The organism is Streptosporangium sp. NPDC004379, from assembly GCF_042873875.1.
Taxonomy (GTDB): domain Bacteria; phylum Actinomycetota; class Actinomycetes; order Streptosporangiales; family Streptosporangiaceae; genus Streptosporangium.
The window spans coordinates 36,460-50,294 of the sequence record NZ_JBIAMC010000009.1; the positions used below are offsets into that span (position 1 = coordinate 36,460).

Consider the following 13,835-nt stretch of genomic DNA (forward strand, 5'->3'; position numbering starts at 1 on the left):
TGGAACGCGCCTGAACCGTCTTTCCGGGGTCATTTTTCCGCCTCGCCGTACGGGATCGGCAGCGGGGTCGGCAGTCGGGTCCTCGACGGGGGCCGGCAGCGGGGTCCGCTCCCCGCCCACCTGGCTATGTTGACATCAAGTATCTTGACATCAAGTTTAATGTCGTGCAAGATCTCGCAGGTCTCTTGACGTCGAGAGACCTTTGCGACGACATGGAGGCCGGGAATGCGGCGGGGCACGGGGGCTGGGGCCCGGGAGAACCGGCGGAACGGAACCGGCCTGATCGCGCAGATGCGCAACCCGCCGGGCGGCCGCGACGCCCGGATCATGCTGCTCGCCTACTTCCTGGACCGGACCGGGTCGGGAGTGTGGGGCGCGTCCTCGATCCTGTACTTCACCTTCGTGGTCGGGCTGGACGCCCGCAGGCTGGGACTGCTGCTGGGCACGGCCGGGGTGCTGGGCATCGCCGGCTCACCGCTGGCGGGCCGCCTGGCCGGCCGCCTCCCGGCGCGCTCGCTGCTGATCGGCTGCCACCTCCTGCGCATCGCGGCCCTCTGCCTGACGGTCGCGTTCACCCGCTTCGAGGTACTGCTGCCCGTGGTCACCGTCACCTACATGGCCGACCGGGCGGCCAAGCCGCTGGAGATGCTCTACGCCACACGGGTGGCCGGCGAGCGGCGCTCCACCTATCGGGCCCTGTCGCGCAGCGCGGCGAACGCCGGTTACGCGCTCGGCTCGGGCATCGCCGCGATCGGTCTCGCCGTGGGCACCCGCGACGCCTACCACGCCCTGATCCTGGGCGACGCGCTGTCGTTCCTCGTCGCCGCGGCACTGGTGTGGCGCACCCGGGAGCCGCGCGGCCCCGGGCACGGCCCGGAGCACGCCGCGGCGCGGCCGGACGGGACGGCTCCGGCGGACCGGTCAGGCGACGCCGTCACGGCCATGGCGGGCCGGTCGGGCGACGCCGTCACGACGGCCCGGCCGGCCGCGCCGAGCCCGTGGCGGGACCGCGGATACCTGCTGTTCGCGCTGCTCGACGTGCCGATGTACCTCGACGACTCGATCCTCAACGTCGGGCTCCCGGTGTGGCTGATCGGCCACACCGCGGCGCCGCACGTCCTCGTCCCCGCCTTCCTGGCGGTCAACACCGTGCTCATCGTCGTCCTGCAGATCCACGTGTCGGCGAGGATCGAGGACCCGCGCCGGGCCACGACCGCGGTGGGCCTGTACGGGCTGGCGGTGCTCGCGTGCTGCGCGCTCCTGGCGACCGCCACCGCGGGAGGGGCCTGGACGGCCTCGATCGCCATGCTCGCCGCGGCGGTGCTGCTCACCGCGGCGGAGCTGATGCGTTCCGCGAGCTCCTGGGAACTGGCGGTCTCCCTCGCGCCCCAGGAGGCGCGGGCCGCCTACCTGGGTGTGTCCGCCATGTCCCAGGGCGTGCAGAAGTCCGCCGGACCGCTGCTGCTGACCGGCGCGGTGATGGCCGCCGGACCGGCGGGCTGGCTCGCCCTCGGCGCGGCGGTCGCGGGGCTGTCGGCCGTACAGCGGCGCGTCTGCCTGCGACGGCTGGCCTCCACGCCCGCGACGGCCGCCTCCGCGGCCGCGGTGACCGGTTCCGCGGCCGCCCGCGAGACGACCGGGTGAGACACCCGGCGGCGGTCCACGGGACGACCGGGGTGAGACGCCCCCGCGGTCACCCGCCGAACGACCGGGCTCACGCCAGGTGCCGCTCCACGGTGGCGACCTTGCTCTCCATCCGGCCGCCCCCGCCCGCGCGGATGTCGGCCTTCAGCACGAGGCTGACCCGCCCGCACCGGGCCTCCACCGCCGCGACCGCGTCCCCGACGACCCCCATCACCTGGTCCCAGTCGTCACCCTCGACCGTGGTGAACATGGCGTCCGTGCGGTTCGGCAGGCCCGACGCGCGGACCACCCGCACCGCCTCGGCGACGAACTCGCCGACGTCCTCCCCCACCCCGATCGGCGTCACACTGAACGCCACCAGCACCGACATGCCCTTCTCCTCCCCTGGATGAAAGCCTCGCCCCCACCGGACAGCTCATTCTGCCCACCCGCCCGTGCATGCCCGACCGCGCGGGTGCGGACCGGCCCGCGTCGGCTCCGAAATGACGTCCGGCGGCCGAGGCGGTCCGGCGGCGCGCATGGTGACCTCTCGGAGACGGGCGCGGGCGGCGGCGATGGACCGGTCCCGGTGCGGCGGCTCGGCGTCGCGCTGCACCGGAACGGCTTGGATCGCCTGGGAGGCGTGGATCTCGGCGTACGGCGGCGGCGTCGGCGTCGGCGTCGGCGTCACACGGGAGACGGCGCGTTCCCCGGCGCGGACCCGTTCCAGAAGAACACCCAGGGTGCCGTTGCCCTCCATACGGGTGAGGTAAGCCGGGAGCGCCCGGATCCCGGGGTTGTCCGTCCTGATGATCTCGATCATCTCTCTCGCCTCCTCGGCGGTCGCGCCGACGGCCGTCATGACCTGCCGCATGGCTCTGTTTAGGAGAGATGAGGTGTTCTCTTGGGGAGATTGAGGAGAAGGGGCCCCCGAACGGAGGACCTTTGAGGACCAGGCGGGGGACCTTTGGGGACCAGGCGGGGGACCTTTGGGACTCCGCAGGGGACCTTCGGCGTTTTTGGTCCTCCGAGCGGCGGAGCTTTCAGGTGTGCTTTGGTCCCCCTCTTGGGAGACCTTCAGCACGGGGCATTCCTCAGACAGCGGAACATAGAAGTTCAGCTCATGTCCCTTGCAGGCATAGACCGTTCTTCCCCGGCTGTCCACGACGATCCGGCCTTCCTTGTCGCGAACAGGGACACGCAACTCGATGCCGTTCGCGCTGAGCTTGCCCAGCACCTTGCCGAGTTGCTTCTCATCTGCGTAGCCGGTCCGACGGACCACCGTCTTCAACATGCCTCTGCCGTAGGCGCGGCGAGTCTGCTCATTGGCCTGGTCGGCGATCTCCAGCGCGACCAACCGCTCGCCCGAAGACAGTCCCGCAGGGAGACGGTCGGCAAGCCAGCGGCGTAGTGCGTAGCCCACAGGGCTGTTCCTCCTGGTGGTAGCAGGGGGTGAATCAACGGCCAGCCCGGTGTTCCCGCACCGGACGGCAGGTTGTACTCGACTACGGCAGCACACGCTGCCGGGACGTCACGTCGACGGCCTTCACGGCCCAGGCGACGCCTCCTTGATGCGGCCGGTGCGCTGAGCCCATCCCAAGATGTCGAGATCCCACCAGTAGTCCACACCGGCGACCTTGCCGGCGGCAGGAGGGAACGGCTCGACTCTCTTAGCGTGCGCGGCACGCTGTCGCCACTGATTGACGGTATGAACCGACACAGCCAGCAGCACCGCTATGTCGCCCACCGCAACAGGGTGGCGCTCGGTGACAGGTTCACTCATGCGATCACCTTCCCCAGGTGAACATAACTCGCGCACACCCACGCAGCGCTCACTGTACAGACAGCAGGTACAGATGAGGTCGCCTTTAACGACAACGGGTCTGCTCCAGTGCGGGAACACCGGAACAGACCCTTGACCAGCCACCCGCTATCACCAGGAGACGGTCCGCGCGCCACCCTACCGAGTCGTCGACGGGCGATCCAACGGGTGGAAGACCGATCCCGTGGTTCTGCTCATCACCTCGATGTCGTCCGCCGTACTGCGGTCGCGCCGACGGCCGTCATGACCTGCTGCACGGCCGTGCCGGAGAGAGAGGGATTCTTCACAGGATTTTTCATAAGGATTATTTGGGTGGCATCCATGCCGGAGGTCTCTCCGGTTGGCGAGGCCCTCTCGACAAGACCGTTCTCCGCCGGAACCACGATCAGGGGCCGGAGTGCGTCACCAGGTCATCCAGATCGCGGTGGCGTCGTCGTGGGGCTTGGCGGTCGGGTGCGGCGCGCCGTGCTCCAGTTCGGCGGCGCGCACCTCGGCGATGAGCCGGCCGGGCCCGTCGGCGTCCGCGACGGCGACGAGCCGCTCCCACGTCCAGCCGTACGCCTCGACCAGGCGGGTCACACCGTCGGTGGCCAGCAGCGCGCCCGACACGTCCGCCAGCGGCACCGACCCGGCCCGCGCCTCGTACGCCGCCTCCGGGACGACGGACGCCACCCAGAACCCGCCCGGACGGTTGCGCAGGCCGCGGACCAGCTCCAGGCCGTACGGCCGGCCTCCCGGCAGGTGGTCGAGGCGGTCGTCGTCGAGCACGGTGACGGCGCCGCCGGTGTGCCGCAGCACGATCGGCGAGTCGCACAGCACCAGGTAGTCCAGTGTGCCGCCGCGCCGCCGCAGGACTGCCATCGTCGACGAGGGGCTGTCGGGGCCGGTCAGGTCGCAGGCGTCGCCGTGCGCGGTCATCGTGTCCCGGATGACGGCGGCCACCAGGTCGGGCAGGCTCTCCCGCGACCCCGTCGCGAGCCGGTGGGCCAGGGCGCCGCCGAGCCGGGCGACCAGCCACGGCACGTCGTGCACGCAGCCGGAGACGACACCGGCCGGGGCGGTCGCGCCGTCGAGCACGACGGCCCAGTCGGGGCCGGTGACCACGAAGTCCTCGTTGCGCGGGCGGTCGGGAGCCGCGGCGGTCTCGTGGGTGATGCGCATCCGGTGCGGGTCTCCGTCGGTGTCGGGCCCGGCGGCCGGGGCCGCCGGAGCTTCCCTCGGGGACTCAGTCCTCAGTCCTCGCCCTCCCGCGCCTCCGGGGGCGCGGGGCTCGCGGTCACGGGGTCGTCCCGCCGTACGGTGCCGGGGCGGGTGACCCGCATGATGACGCCGAACTTGTTCGCGTGCTCGGCGATCAGCCATTTCTGCAGTTCGGGCCGGCGCTCCCGGCCGTGCGGGTCCCAGCTCGGCACGGCGCAGCGGATGCACGGACCGGTGTGGGGGCCGGTCACCGTGAGCTCCGCGTCTCCCGCGGTGATCACGGTCCCCGGGCCCCAGTCCTCCTCGGCGAAGGCCGGCGCGTCGAGGTCGAGGTGCAGATTCGGGCGGAACCGCAGCACGTCCAGCGGCATGCCCAGCTCCTCCTCCAGCGCCGCGCGGGACGCCTCGCAGGTCACCAGGACGGTCGGCCCGCGGTCCTGCTGGCCGTCGGCGGCGCGCAGGCTCAGCGGAACGCCCAGGGACTCCCGCAGAGCGGCGGTCAGGCCGGGGTCGTCCCAGTGCCAGACGGTGCCGTCGGGGGCGGTCAGCAGGGGCCCGCCCGCCGTACCGCCGGGACCGTCGGGATCACCGGGATCACCGGGGCCGTCCGGGGCGTCCGGGCCGGTCCCGGCGCCGGCCGTCGTGAGCAGGGCGCCGCGCCAGTGGAGCATCTCGGCGCGCTGCCGCACGGTCAGCACCTTGCCGCCGTGGTGCTCGCGCTCGTCGACCAGCGAGTAGGCGCGGTCCCCGGCCAGGCCGCGCCCGTCGAGGAGCGCCTCCCCGAGTTCCTCGCCGCGCAGCGACTTCACCGGCCACCTGAGAACCCGCTGGACACGACCCCGGTACACACTCATGCCACAAAAATACCGATCATAGGTTCATGAAGACACGAACCCCCCGGTCCGTCGCCGAGGCCGAGGCGATCCAGGACGAGTTGCGGCCGCTGCTGGACCTCACCGGGCCGGGACCCCGGCGGCCCGCCCTGGTGGCCGGGGTGGACGTGGCCTACGCCGGGGACCGGCTGGCCGCGGCGGTGGCGGTGCTGGACGGCGGCACGCTGGAGGTCGTCGAGCAGGTGGCGGCCGGCGGATCGGTGGCGTTCGACTACGTCCCGGGCCTGCTGGCCTTCCGGGAGCTGCCCGCCCTCCTCGACGCCCTGGGCCGCCTGACCGTCACCCCGGACCTGGTCGTGTGCGACGGGTACGGCCTGGCCCACCCCCGCCGTTTCGGTCTGGCCTGCCACCTGGGCGTGCTGACCGGCCTGCCGGCGATCGGGGTCGGCAAGACGGCCTTCGTCGGCTCCTACGCCGATCCCGGCCCGGAGCGGGGCTCGGCGAGTGATCTGACGCTGGACGGCGAGGTCGTCGGCCGCGTGCTGCGCACCCGGGACGGGGTCAAGCCGGTCTTCGTCTCGGTGGGCCACCGCGTCGACCTGGACACGGCCTGCCACAACGTCCTCGCGCTGACCCCCTCCTACCGTCTCCCGGAGACCACCCGCGTCGCCGATCGGCTGTCCCGCCGGGCCCTGGCGGGCTTCTGATCCGGACGCTTGATCCGGACGCCGAGGGAAAATGTCGGCTTAGGCTGGTTTGATCCTTCAGTGTGATGAGATGGGATCGGAACGTGAGTGACGACCAGTGGAGCGGGGACGTCGGCGTCTGGCGTGACACGAACCTGGAGGAGATCAGGGCGCGTCTGGCGGGCGGGTTCGATCCCGGCCGGCGGCTCTTCTGGCTGCGCTCGACGCCGCTGCACCAGGCGGCGCAGGAGGGCGCGACGCGGGTGATCGAGCTGCTGCTCGCCGCGGGCGCCGAGGTCGATCCCGCCGACCGGTACGGCGCGACCCCGCTGTGGGAGGCCGTACGGCACGGCCAGGAGGACGCCGTGCGGGTGCTGCTGGACGCGGGCGCCGACCCGTGGCGGCCGTGCATCGCCGGGCGCTCCCCCGGCGTGCAGGCCCTCTTCACCGAGCTGGCCGGAATGTTCGCGGACCTCCCCGGGGCGCCGCGCATCGGGCACCGGCTGCGCGACCTCCAGGAGACCGTCGACGAGATGATGTTCTCCTACGAGGACTACGCCGAGGGCTTCTGCCTGGCCTTCGTGGGCGGGGTGAGCGAGGAGGAGGTCGTCCGGCGCCTGGGGTCCTCCCCCGGTCTGTGCCCGCCGATGGCGGCCGGCGCGCTGCGGGAGGCGGAGCGGGCCCGCGACGGCGAGGTGCTGCGAGTGGCCTGCCCGCCCGGCGGCGGGGTGGTGCTCGCCCAGCCCGAGGGCTCCCTGCCGGTGCGGGACGGCGTCGCCCGGATGGTCACCACCGGGGGCGGAGTGCTGGCCGGGGCCTTCCCCGACTGCGGCTCCTCGGTGGACATCTGGCGCGACGGGTTCAACGTCGGACGGCCCTCGGTCTACGACCAGCTCAGCGACGACAGCCCGCTGGAGCTGTGGATGTGCCACTTCGGCGACTGCGGCGCGCACCCCTCCACCTCCGCTGAGCGGATCCTGGCGCTGATGACCCTGCTGACCGGCGCCTACGTCACCGAGGAGTGGCTCTGGAGCGCGCCGATGCGGCTGGTCCCCGTCACGCCGGCGGCCTGACGGGGACGCGCGGCGGGCGGCGCGGGACCGGGCCCCGGGCGGGCGCGGAGCCGGTCCCGCGCGGGTTCCGCGGGCGGCACGACGCGGGGAACGGGCGGGTGCGAGGCCGAGATCGGTAGAGTCGCACAACCATGGAAAAGCACACGATCACCGCGACGTGGAACGAGATTCCCGAGGACGCCGACGACCTCGCCCTGGTCGGGGGCGGCTACCGGACCTATCTCTGCTTCTGCGGGAAACGGCTTCCCGACCGGGCCGCGGCCGAGCTGCACGCCCTGGAGACGAAGCAGTGCACCGCCTGCCTGGGCTCCACCACCGAGGACATCGTGCCGGGCTACTCGCAGACGTGCACGGCCTGCGCCGGCACCGGCCGCCGCAAGGTCCAGGTCACCTGGAACCTCGCCTACGCCGAAGCCGAGAGGATGATCACCCCCGAGGTCGTCCGCACGCTCATCGCGCCGATGAGGGAGCCGTTCCGCCTGTCGCAGGTGGCCGACGCCGTCCGCGACGCCCTGGGCCTTCCCGTGGGCCGTCTGCCGGTGGGCCCGCGGGTCCGGGAGATCCTGCGCCGCCTGGAGGCGGAGGGCGAGCTCATCCTGGTCTCGGCCCCCGACGAGCTGCTGCGCGGGCCCTCGGTGGTGCTCTATCGCGACCCCTACTGGCAGCACGCCTCCGGCTGAGGGATCCGGCGGCGTCCGGCCGTGTCCGGTGGGGTCCGGGCCGGATCCGCGACGGCCGCGTCCCATGCGTCTCCCGGAACGCCGCCGCGTCGTCCCCCATATCGCCGGAATACCTGGAGGGGGTATCCGGTTCCTTGGAGGGCGGGCCGGACGGTTCGCGATCAGGGAGGAAGGGAAGTGGCGAGGAGTATGGACCGCACAGACCACACCGGCCACGGTGACGGCGCGCGCCCCCACGATGACACCCACGACCACGCGGACGTCTCCACCGGCGGGCACGACGGCGCCCGGGGAGGACCCCACGACCACGGCCGCGCCCACGGCGACGCCTCCTGGCGCACCGCCGTACAGGCGACGCTGCACTGCCTGACCGGATGCGCCATCGGCGAGGTCCTGGGCATGGTCATCGGGACCGCGGCCGGGCTGCACTCGGGCGCCGTCGTGGCGCTGTCGGTCGCGCTGGCCTTCGTCTTCGGCTACGCGCTCACCATGCGCGGCATGCTCCGGGCCGGGCTGACCCTCCGGCAGGCACTGAAGGTGGCCCTGGCCGCCGACACCGTCTCCATCCTGGTCATGGAGATCATCGACAACACCGTGATGGTCGCCGTCCCCGGGGCCATGGACGCCGGTCTGACCACCGTGCTGTTCTGGGCGTCGCTGGCCTTCTCCCTTGCCCTGGCCTTCGTGGTGACGGTGCCGGTCAACCGCTGGATGATCGCCCGCGGCCGGGGGCACGCCGTCGCCCACGCCCACCACCACTGACGACCGGGGACGCCAGGCGGGACGACGTCCTGATCCGGACAGGCCGCGAGCGGCCACGGCCTCCCATCGCTTGGAACTCTGTGTAACCATTCATTACCCAGAGTCACCGATCGGAAGGGGATCACCCATGCGCGTCCGCCTCTCCCTCGCCGCCGCCGCCGTCCTGGCCGCGGTCGCCTCCGCCGCTCCGGCGGCCCCCGCCCTGGCGTCCTCGGCGGCGGCCGTCGAGCCGGGCACCTACCGGATCGTCGACGCGGGCGGGTACTGCCTGCGGAGTGACAGCGAGCCCTCCGCCATGGTGCGGACCGGCGAGTGTGACACCTCGTGGGAGCTGATCTCCTCCGAAGAGGAGGGGGGCCGCTACGTCATCAAGCAGGCCGGCACGGAGAACTGCCTGACCATGAGCCGACTGCGCATCTATCCGCCGTTCGTCGGCACCGCGCCCTGCGGCTCCGGCACGGACATGACGTGGACCGTCGCCGACGCCGGTGGCGACCGGGTCGTCATCGCCCTGGGCTCGTCCTTCTACATGACCGGTGAGGGCGAGGACACCCCCGTCAGGCTGCTCCCCTTCGGCGAGGGCGAGCAGAGGTGGACCCTCCGGCAGGTCTGACCGGCGGGCCGCGACGGACCCGGTGGCGCGCCTCCCCTTGGCGCCGCCACCGGGTCCCCCGTTTCCGGGACGCCGTACACGCGCCCCCTCCCGGGCCACCACGCGTACGGCCGGCCCCGGCCGTCTCGCCGCCGGACCGGAAAACCGTTTCTGACCCCGGTCCCCCTCCTCTACCGTGGCCCGGTGACGACACAGATGATCATTCTCAACGGCGGCTCCAGCTCCGGGAAGTCCGGGATCGTCAGATGCCTGCAGGCGGTGCTGCCGCACCCGTGGCTGGCCTTCGGGGTGGACTCGCTGATCGAGGCGATGCCCGCGTCCATGCGGACCTCGGCGGCGGGCATCGAGCTCACCCCGGACGGCGGGGTGAACGTCGGACCGGCGTTCCGGGAGCTGGAGAGCGCATGGATGGCCGGCATCGCCACGATGGCCCGGAAGGGCGCACGGATCATCCTCGACGAGGTCTTCCTCGGCGGCGCGACGTCCCAGCGGCGCTGGCTGGACGCCCTGGACGGCATCGAGGTCCTGTGGGCCGGGGTGCGGTGCGAGGGCGAGGTCGCCGCCGGACGGGAGATCGCGCGCGGCGACCGGGTCATCGGGATGGCCGCGTCGCAGGCGCGGATCGTCCATGACGGCGTGCGCTACGACGTGGAGGTGGACACGACGCGCACCGAGTCCGTCGTGTGCGCCCGCGCCATCGCCGCCCACGTCCGCTGACCGGCCCTCACCCCCATCCGGAGCGACCGGCCGGACGGGCGGCCGGCCCCCGGAGCGCCGACGGCGCCGCGGCGGGGACGCCCTGCTCGGCGGGCCGTTTCCGGCCGTTTCCACCGAAGGGCTTACCGGAAAGGTTGTTTACTATTAACCTGCCGTTGTGGACCTGGAAGTACGTCATCTGCGCGCGATCTGCGCGATAGCCGACTCGGGCAGCATCTCCAAGGCGGCGACCGCGCTGAAGATGTCCCAGCCGGCGCTCGCCACGCAGCTGCGGCGCATCGAGCGGATGTTCGGCGGGCCGCTGTTCGAGCGGGGCAGGGACGGGGCCCGGCCCACCCAGCTCGGCTCCTGGGTGCTGGTGCGCTCGCGCTCGCTGCTGCCGGCCTTCGACGAGCTGCGCCGGGACGGCATGCGCTACGCCGGGCAGGCCGCCGAGCGGGTCACGGTCCGGGTGGGCTGCATGTCCAGCCACCTGGCGATCAACGTGATCAAATGCCTCGGCGAGCTGCTGCCGGGCGCCGACGTCGTCGTCCGCACCGAGGAGGCCATGGACCTCCTCCCGGGGCTGCTGGAGTCCGAGCGGCTGGAGCTGGCCACCCTCGGCGACTACCCGGGGCACGAGCTGTCGCCGCCCCCGGGCGTCCGGTACGCGGGCGTCGCCGTCGAGCCGATCTTCGTGGGACTGGCCGAGTCCCACCCGCTCGCCCGGCGGGAGGAGATCGCGCTGCGCGACCTCGCGGCCGAGGACTGGAGCCTGCACGCGCTGGCCGAGACGGGGCACCGGGAGCACTTCTGGTCCGCCTGCGCCGGACAGGGCTTCGCACCGCAGGTCGCCTACTCCGCCGACCTCGGCCTCGCCCTCGACCTCATCGCCTCGGCCAGGTGCGTGGGGATGTTCCAGGCGACGAGCAAGGGCTACCCCGGGATCGCCATCCGGCCCCTCGCCGGGACCCCGCTGCGTTTCCGTCACATGATCGGGTGGACCGAGCGGGGTCCGGTGGCCCCGCACTCCGCCTCGCTGGTCCAGGCGGTCACCGCCGCCTACTGGGCCGGGGTGGGCCGCTCCCCGGTCTACGCGGCGTGGCTGGACCGCCACGGCCCCCTCGCCTCGCTGACCTGAGGGGCCCGGAGCCCGCCGGGCCGGCCAGGCGACTCCCCGGGTTCCCCACGGCGGTCCGGGCTCATCCGGGACGCTCCGACCCTGCCACCGCGCCCTCCCCATATGGCCGGGTTATGGAATTTCGTGGGGTACTCCGCCCGCCGCGGCGATGTCAGTTTTGGTCCAGCCCGAACCGTCGGAACGCCTCCCGGCGGGCTCCCTCACGGGGTCCGCCACCGGGCGTCCCGGGCTCCTCGCGTCCCTCCACCCCCCAGGGGAAACCGAGAAGGAGTCACCCCGCGTGAATTCCAAGGCCAGACTGGGCGCGGTCGCCGTACTGGCGGCCGCCGCCATGACCACGGGCCCGGCGGCGCACGCCGCGGCCCCAGCCTCCCCCGCCACCGCGGCGCAGGCGGTCCCCGCCGCCCGCACCGCGCCCGCCGACCCTCCGGCGTTCGCGCCGCCCGGCCCCGAGGCGCGCAGGCGCGCGGCCGCCAGCGCCGCGGACGCCCTCGCCGCCAGGTCCGGCGCGCTGTTCAAGAGCCCCGACGACGCCTTCACCCTGTCCAGGACCGTCAGCGGGACCCGCGGCCTGCAGTACCTCACCTACACTCGCACCCACCGCGGCCTGCCGGTCTACGGCGGCGACGTGATCGTCGCCACCGACGGCACGGGAGAGCGGGTCGGGTCCGTGGTCTCCGGGCAGCGGGCCGAGATCAAGGTGGACGTGACGAGCAAGGTCGGCGCCGACGCCGCGGCCGCCACCGCCCGCGGCCTGATGTCGTCCGTGGAGGGCACGGACACGCCCCGGCTCGTCGTCCACGCCGCCGGGCCGCGGCCCCGCACGGCGTGGGAGGTCGTGGTCACCGGCGCCACCGCGGACGGCGTCCCGAGCGTGCTGCACGTCTTCGTGGACGCCAGGGACGGCTCGGTCGTCGACTCCTACGACGACGTGCGCGCCGGCACCGGCAACGGCTTCTACAACGGCAACCCGGTGACCATCCAGACCTCCGGCTCCGGCGGCTCCTACTCGATGACCGACGGCACCCGGCCGGGCCTGCGCTGCGGCGGGCAGAACGGCTCCGCCTACACCGGCCCCGACGACTCCTGGGGCAACGGGCGGGGCACCGACCTGGAGACCGCCTGCGTGGACGCGCTGTACGCCGCCCAGCACGAGTGGGACATGCTGCGCTCCTGGCTGGGCCGCAACGGGTTCAACGGCTCGGGCGGCGCGTTCCCGGCCCGGGTCGGGCTGACCGACGTCAACGCCTACTGGAACGGCTCCTACACCAACTTCGGGCGCAACCAGGCCGGCACCCAGCAGGCCACGCCGATGGACGTGGTGGCCCACGAGTTCGGCCACGCGATCTTCCAGTTCTCCGGGTCCGGCGGCGCGGGCAGCGGCAACGAGGCCGGCGGCCTGAACGAGTCGACCGGCGACATCTTCGGCGCGCTGACCGAGCACTTCGCCGCCAACTCCGCCGACCCGCCGGACTACACGGTCGGCGAGGAGGTCAACCTCGTCGGCAACGGCCCGATCCGCAACATGTACAACCCGGGCGCGCTGGGCGACCCGAACTGCTACAGCTCGTCCATCCCGAACACCGAGGTGCACGCGGCGGCCGGCCCGCAGAACCACTGGTTCTACCTGCTCGCCGAGGGCACCAACCCGCCGGGAAAGCCGTCCAGCCCCGTCTGCTCCGGGCCGTCCGCCCTGACCGGCATCGGCGTCCAGAAGGCCGGACAGATCTTCATGGCCGGGCTGAACAGCAAGACCGTCCCGTGGACGCACACCAAGGCCCGCGCCGCCACCGTGGCCGCGGCCCGGCAGCTCTTCCCCGGCGGCTGCGCCGAGGTCGACGCGGTCAAGGCCGCCTGGTCCGCGGTCAACGTCCCGGCGCAGAGCGGTGAGCCGTCCTGCACCTCCAACCCGCCCGGGAACGACTTCTCGGTCACGGTGAACCCGTCCTCGGTGACGGTGCAGCCCGGCGGCTCGGCGACCGCGACGCTGTCCACCCAGGTCACCTCCGGGAGCGCGCAGAACGTCACGCTGAGCGCCTCGGGCCTGCCCTCCGGGGCGACCGCGTCCTTCAGCCCCGCCTCCATCAGCTCCGGCCAGTCCGCCACCGTCACGGTCGCCACCTCGGCGGCCACCCCGGCGGGGACGTACGCGGTCACCCTCACCGCCGACGGGGCGAACGCCGACCACACGGCGCGCCTCACCCTCACCGTCGGCGGCGACGGACAGGGGGGCGGCACCTGGGCGCCCTGGACCTCCTACGCCGTGGGCGACACGGTGACCTACGACGGCGTCACCTACCGGTGCCTGCAGGGGCACACCTCGGTGCCCGGCTGGGAGCCGCCGAACGTCCCGGCGCTGTGGCAGCGGACCTGACCGGCTGACGGCTCCGCGACCCGGTACGGCGGGCGGCCACGGCCGCCCGCCGTACCCGTCTCTCCTCTCCCCCACCCGTAGATCTCCCCCGTCTCTCCCCCACCCGTGGATCTCCCCCGTCTCTTCCCCGCCCGTGGACCTCCCCCGTCCGCGGATCCTCCGCCTCGGTCCGTCGCGGACGGTCGGTATGGTGAATGACCTGACGAAAAGGGGTAGGTACGCGCTCCTGGACAGCGGAAAGCGCTCCCCGACGGAGAGAACGAGGCGGTAACGATGACTCCCACCCCGCGGCGGACGCCGCTCGGAACCCGGCACGGCGCTGGACGGACCGG

General features: G+C 73.0%; 14 protein-coding genes. 9 read left to right on the plus strand and 5 right to left on the minus strand.

From position 1 onward, the window contains the following. Positions 1-225: 225 nt before the first annotated feature. A complete protein-coding gene (locus ACFYSC_RS20330; RefSeq protein ID WP_389963662.1) occupies positions 226-1,644 on the plus strand; it encodes an MFS transporter in 1,419 nt (472 codons plus the stop codon). A 70-nt stretch (positions 1,645-1,714) separates the two neighbouring features. Here ACFYSC_RS20330 and ACFYSC_RS20335 read toward each other — a convergent pair whose 3' ends face one another. The 5 genes from ACFYSC_RS20335 to ACFYSC_RS20355 all read right to left on the minus strand — a co-directional run bounded on the left by ACFYSC_RS20335 (position 1,715) and on the right by ACFYSC_RS20355 (position 5,499). Next, positions 1,715-2,008, minus strand: coding sequence for an MTH1187 family thiamine-binding protein (locus ACFYSC_RS20335; RefSeq protein WP_389964454.1), 294 nt, complete (start codon positions 2,006-2,008; stop codon positions 1,715-1,717). A 51-nt stretch (positions 2,009-2,059) separates the two neighbouring features. Continuing rightward, a complete protein-coding gene (locus ACFYSC_RS20340) occupies positions 2,060-3,046 on the minus strand; it encodes a hypothetical protein (RefSeq protein WP_389963665.1) in 987 nt (328 codons plus the stop codon). Positions 3,047-3,169: 123 nt separating this feature from the next. Then, positions 3,170-3,406, minus strand: coding sequence for a hypothetical protein (locus ACFYSC_RS20345; protein WP_389963668.1), 237 nt, complete (start codon positions 3,404-3,406; stop codon positions 3,170-3,172). 441 nt (positions 3,407-3,847) lie between these two features. Next, positions 3,848-4,606 (minus strand): protein phosphatase 2C domain-containing protein, encoded by a 759-nt coding sequence (locus tag ACFYSC_RS20350; protein WP_389963671.1) that lies wholly within the window; start codon positions 4,604-4,606, stop codon positions 3,848-3,850. Between the two features lie 71 nt (positions 4,607-4,677). Beyond that, complete coding sequence (locus ACFYSC_RS20355; protein WP_389963673.1) at positions 4,678-5,499, minus strand: MOSC domain-containing protein; 822 nt, start codon at positions 5,497-5,499, stop codon at positions 4,678-4,680. Positions 5,500-5,525: 26 nt separating this feature from the next. Between ACFYSC_RS20355 and ACFYSC_RS20360 the strand changes: the two genes are divergently transcribed. The 8 genes from ACFYSC_RS20360 (at position 5,526) to ACFYSC_RS20395 (ending at position 13,503) form a co-directional block, all read left to right on the plus strand. Further along, the gene (locus ACFYSC_RS20360; protein WP_389963676.1) at positions 5,526-6,185 is read left to right on the plus strand and encodes an endonuclease V; all 660 of its coding nucleotides are present in this window, start codon (positions 5,526-5,528) and stop codon (positions 6,183-6,185) included. Positions 6,186-6,268: 83 nt separating this feature from the next. Further along, complete coding sequence (locus tag ACFYSC_RS20365) at positions 6,269-7,237, plus strand: ankyrin repeat domain-containing protein (protein ID WP_389963679.1); 969 nt, start codon at positions 6,269-6,271, stop codon at positions 7,235-7,237. 131 nt (positions 7,238-7,368) lie between these two features. After that, the gene (locus ACFYSC_RS20370; RefSeq protein ID WP_389963682.1) at positions 7,369-7,917 is read left to right on the plus strand and encodes a hypothetical protein; all 549 of its coding nucleotides are present in this window, start codon (positions 7,369-7,371) and stop codon (positions 7,915-7,917) included. Positions 7,918-8,106: 189 nt separating this feature from the next. After that, the gene (locus ACFYSC_RS20375; RefSeq protein WP_389963684.1) at positions 8,107-8,679 is read left to right on the plus strand and encodes a DUF4396 domain-containing protein; all 573 of its coding nucleotides are present in this window, start codon (positions 8,107-8,109) and stop codon (positions 8,677-8,679) included. A 127-nt stretch (positions 8,680-8,806) separates the two neighbouring features. Continuing rightward, entirely contained in the window at positions 8,807-9,292 is a 486-nt protein-coding gene (locus ACFYSC_RS20380; RefSeq protein WP_389963687.1) for a hypothetical protein, read from the plus strand. Positions 9,293-9,475: 183 nt separating this feature from the next. Next, positions 9,476-10,009: a chloramphenicol phosphotransferase CPT gene (cpt, locus tag ACFYSC_RS20385; protein WP_389963690.1), complete on the plus strand. Its 534-nt coding sequence runs from the start codon at positions 9,476-9,478 to the stop codon at positions 10,007-10,009. A gap of 157 nt (positions 10,010-10,166) precedes the next feature. After that, positions 10,167-11,129, plus strand: coding sequence for a LysR family transcriptional regulator (locus tag ACFYSC_RS20390; RefSeq protein WP_389963693.1), 963 nt, complete (start codon positions 10,167-10,169; stop codon positions 11,127-11,129). 280 nt (positions 11,130-11,409) lie between these two features. Next, positions 11,410-13,503: a M4 family metallopeptidase gene (locus ACFYSC_RS20395; RefSeq protein ID WP_389963696.1), complete on the plus strand. Its 2,094-nt coding sequence runs from the start codon at positions 11,410-11,412 to the stop codon at positions 13,501-13,503. Positions 13,504-13,835: the final 332 nt, after the last annotated feature.

Bases quoted from the DNA above. Each gene is read 5' to 3' on its own strand.
- ACFYSC_RS20330 (WP_389963662.1), top strand. From the start codon at position 226: ATGCGGCGGGGCACGGGGGCTGGGGCCCGGGAGAACCGGCGGAACGGA.
- ACFYSC_RS20345 (WP_389963668.1), bottom strand. From the start codon at position 3,406: ATGAGTGAACCTGTCACCGAGCGCCACCCTGTTGCGGTGGGCGACATA.
- ACFYSC_RS20350 (WP_389963671.1), bottom strand. From the start codon at position 4,606: ATGCGCATCACCCACGAGACCGCCGCGGCTCCCGACCGCCCGCGCAAC.
- ACFYSC_RS20355 (WP_389963673.1), bottom strand. From the start codon at position 5,499: ATGAGTGTGTACCGGGGTCGTGTCCAGCGGGTTCTCAGGTGGCCGGTG.
- ACFYSC_RS20360 (WP_389963676.1), top strand. From the start codon at position 5,526: ATGAAGACACGAACCCCCCGGTCCGTCGCCGAGGCCGAGGCGATCCAG.
- ACFYSC_RS20370 (WP_389963682.1), top strand. From the start codon at position 7,369: ATGGAAAAGCACACGATCACCGCGACGTGGAACGAGATTCCCGAGGAC.
- ACFYSC_RS20375 (WP_389963684.1), top strand. From the start codon at position 8,107: ATGGACCGCACAGACCACACCGGCCACGGTGACGGCGCGCGCCCCCAC.
- ACFYSC_RS20380 (WP_389963687.1), top strand. From the start codon at position 8,807: ATGCGCGTCCGCCTCTCCCTCGCCGCCGCCGCCGTCCTGGCCGCGGTC.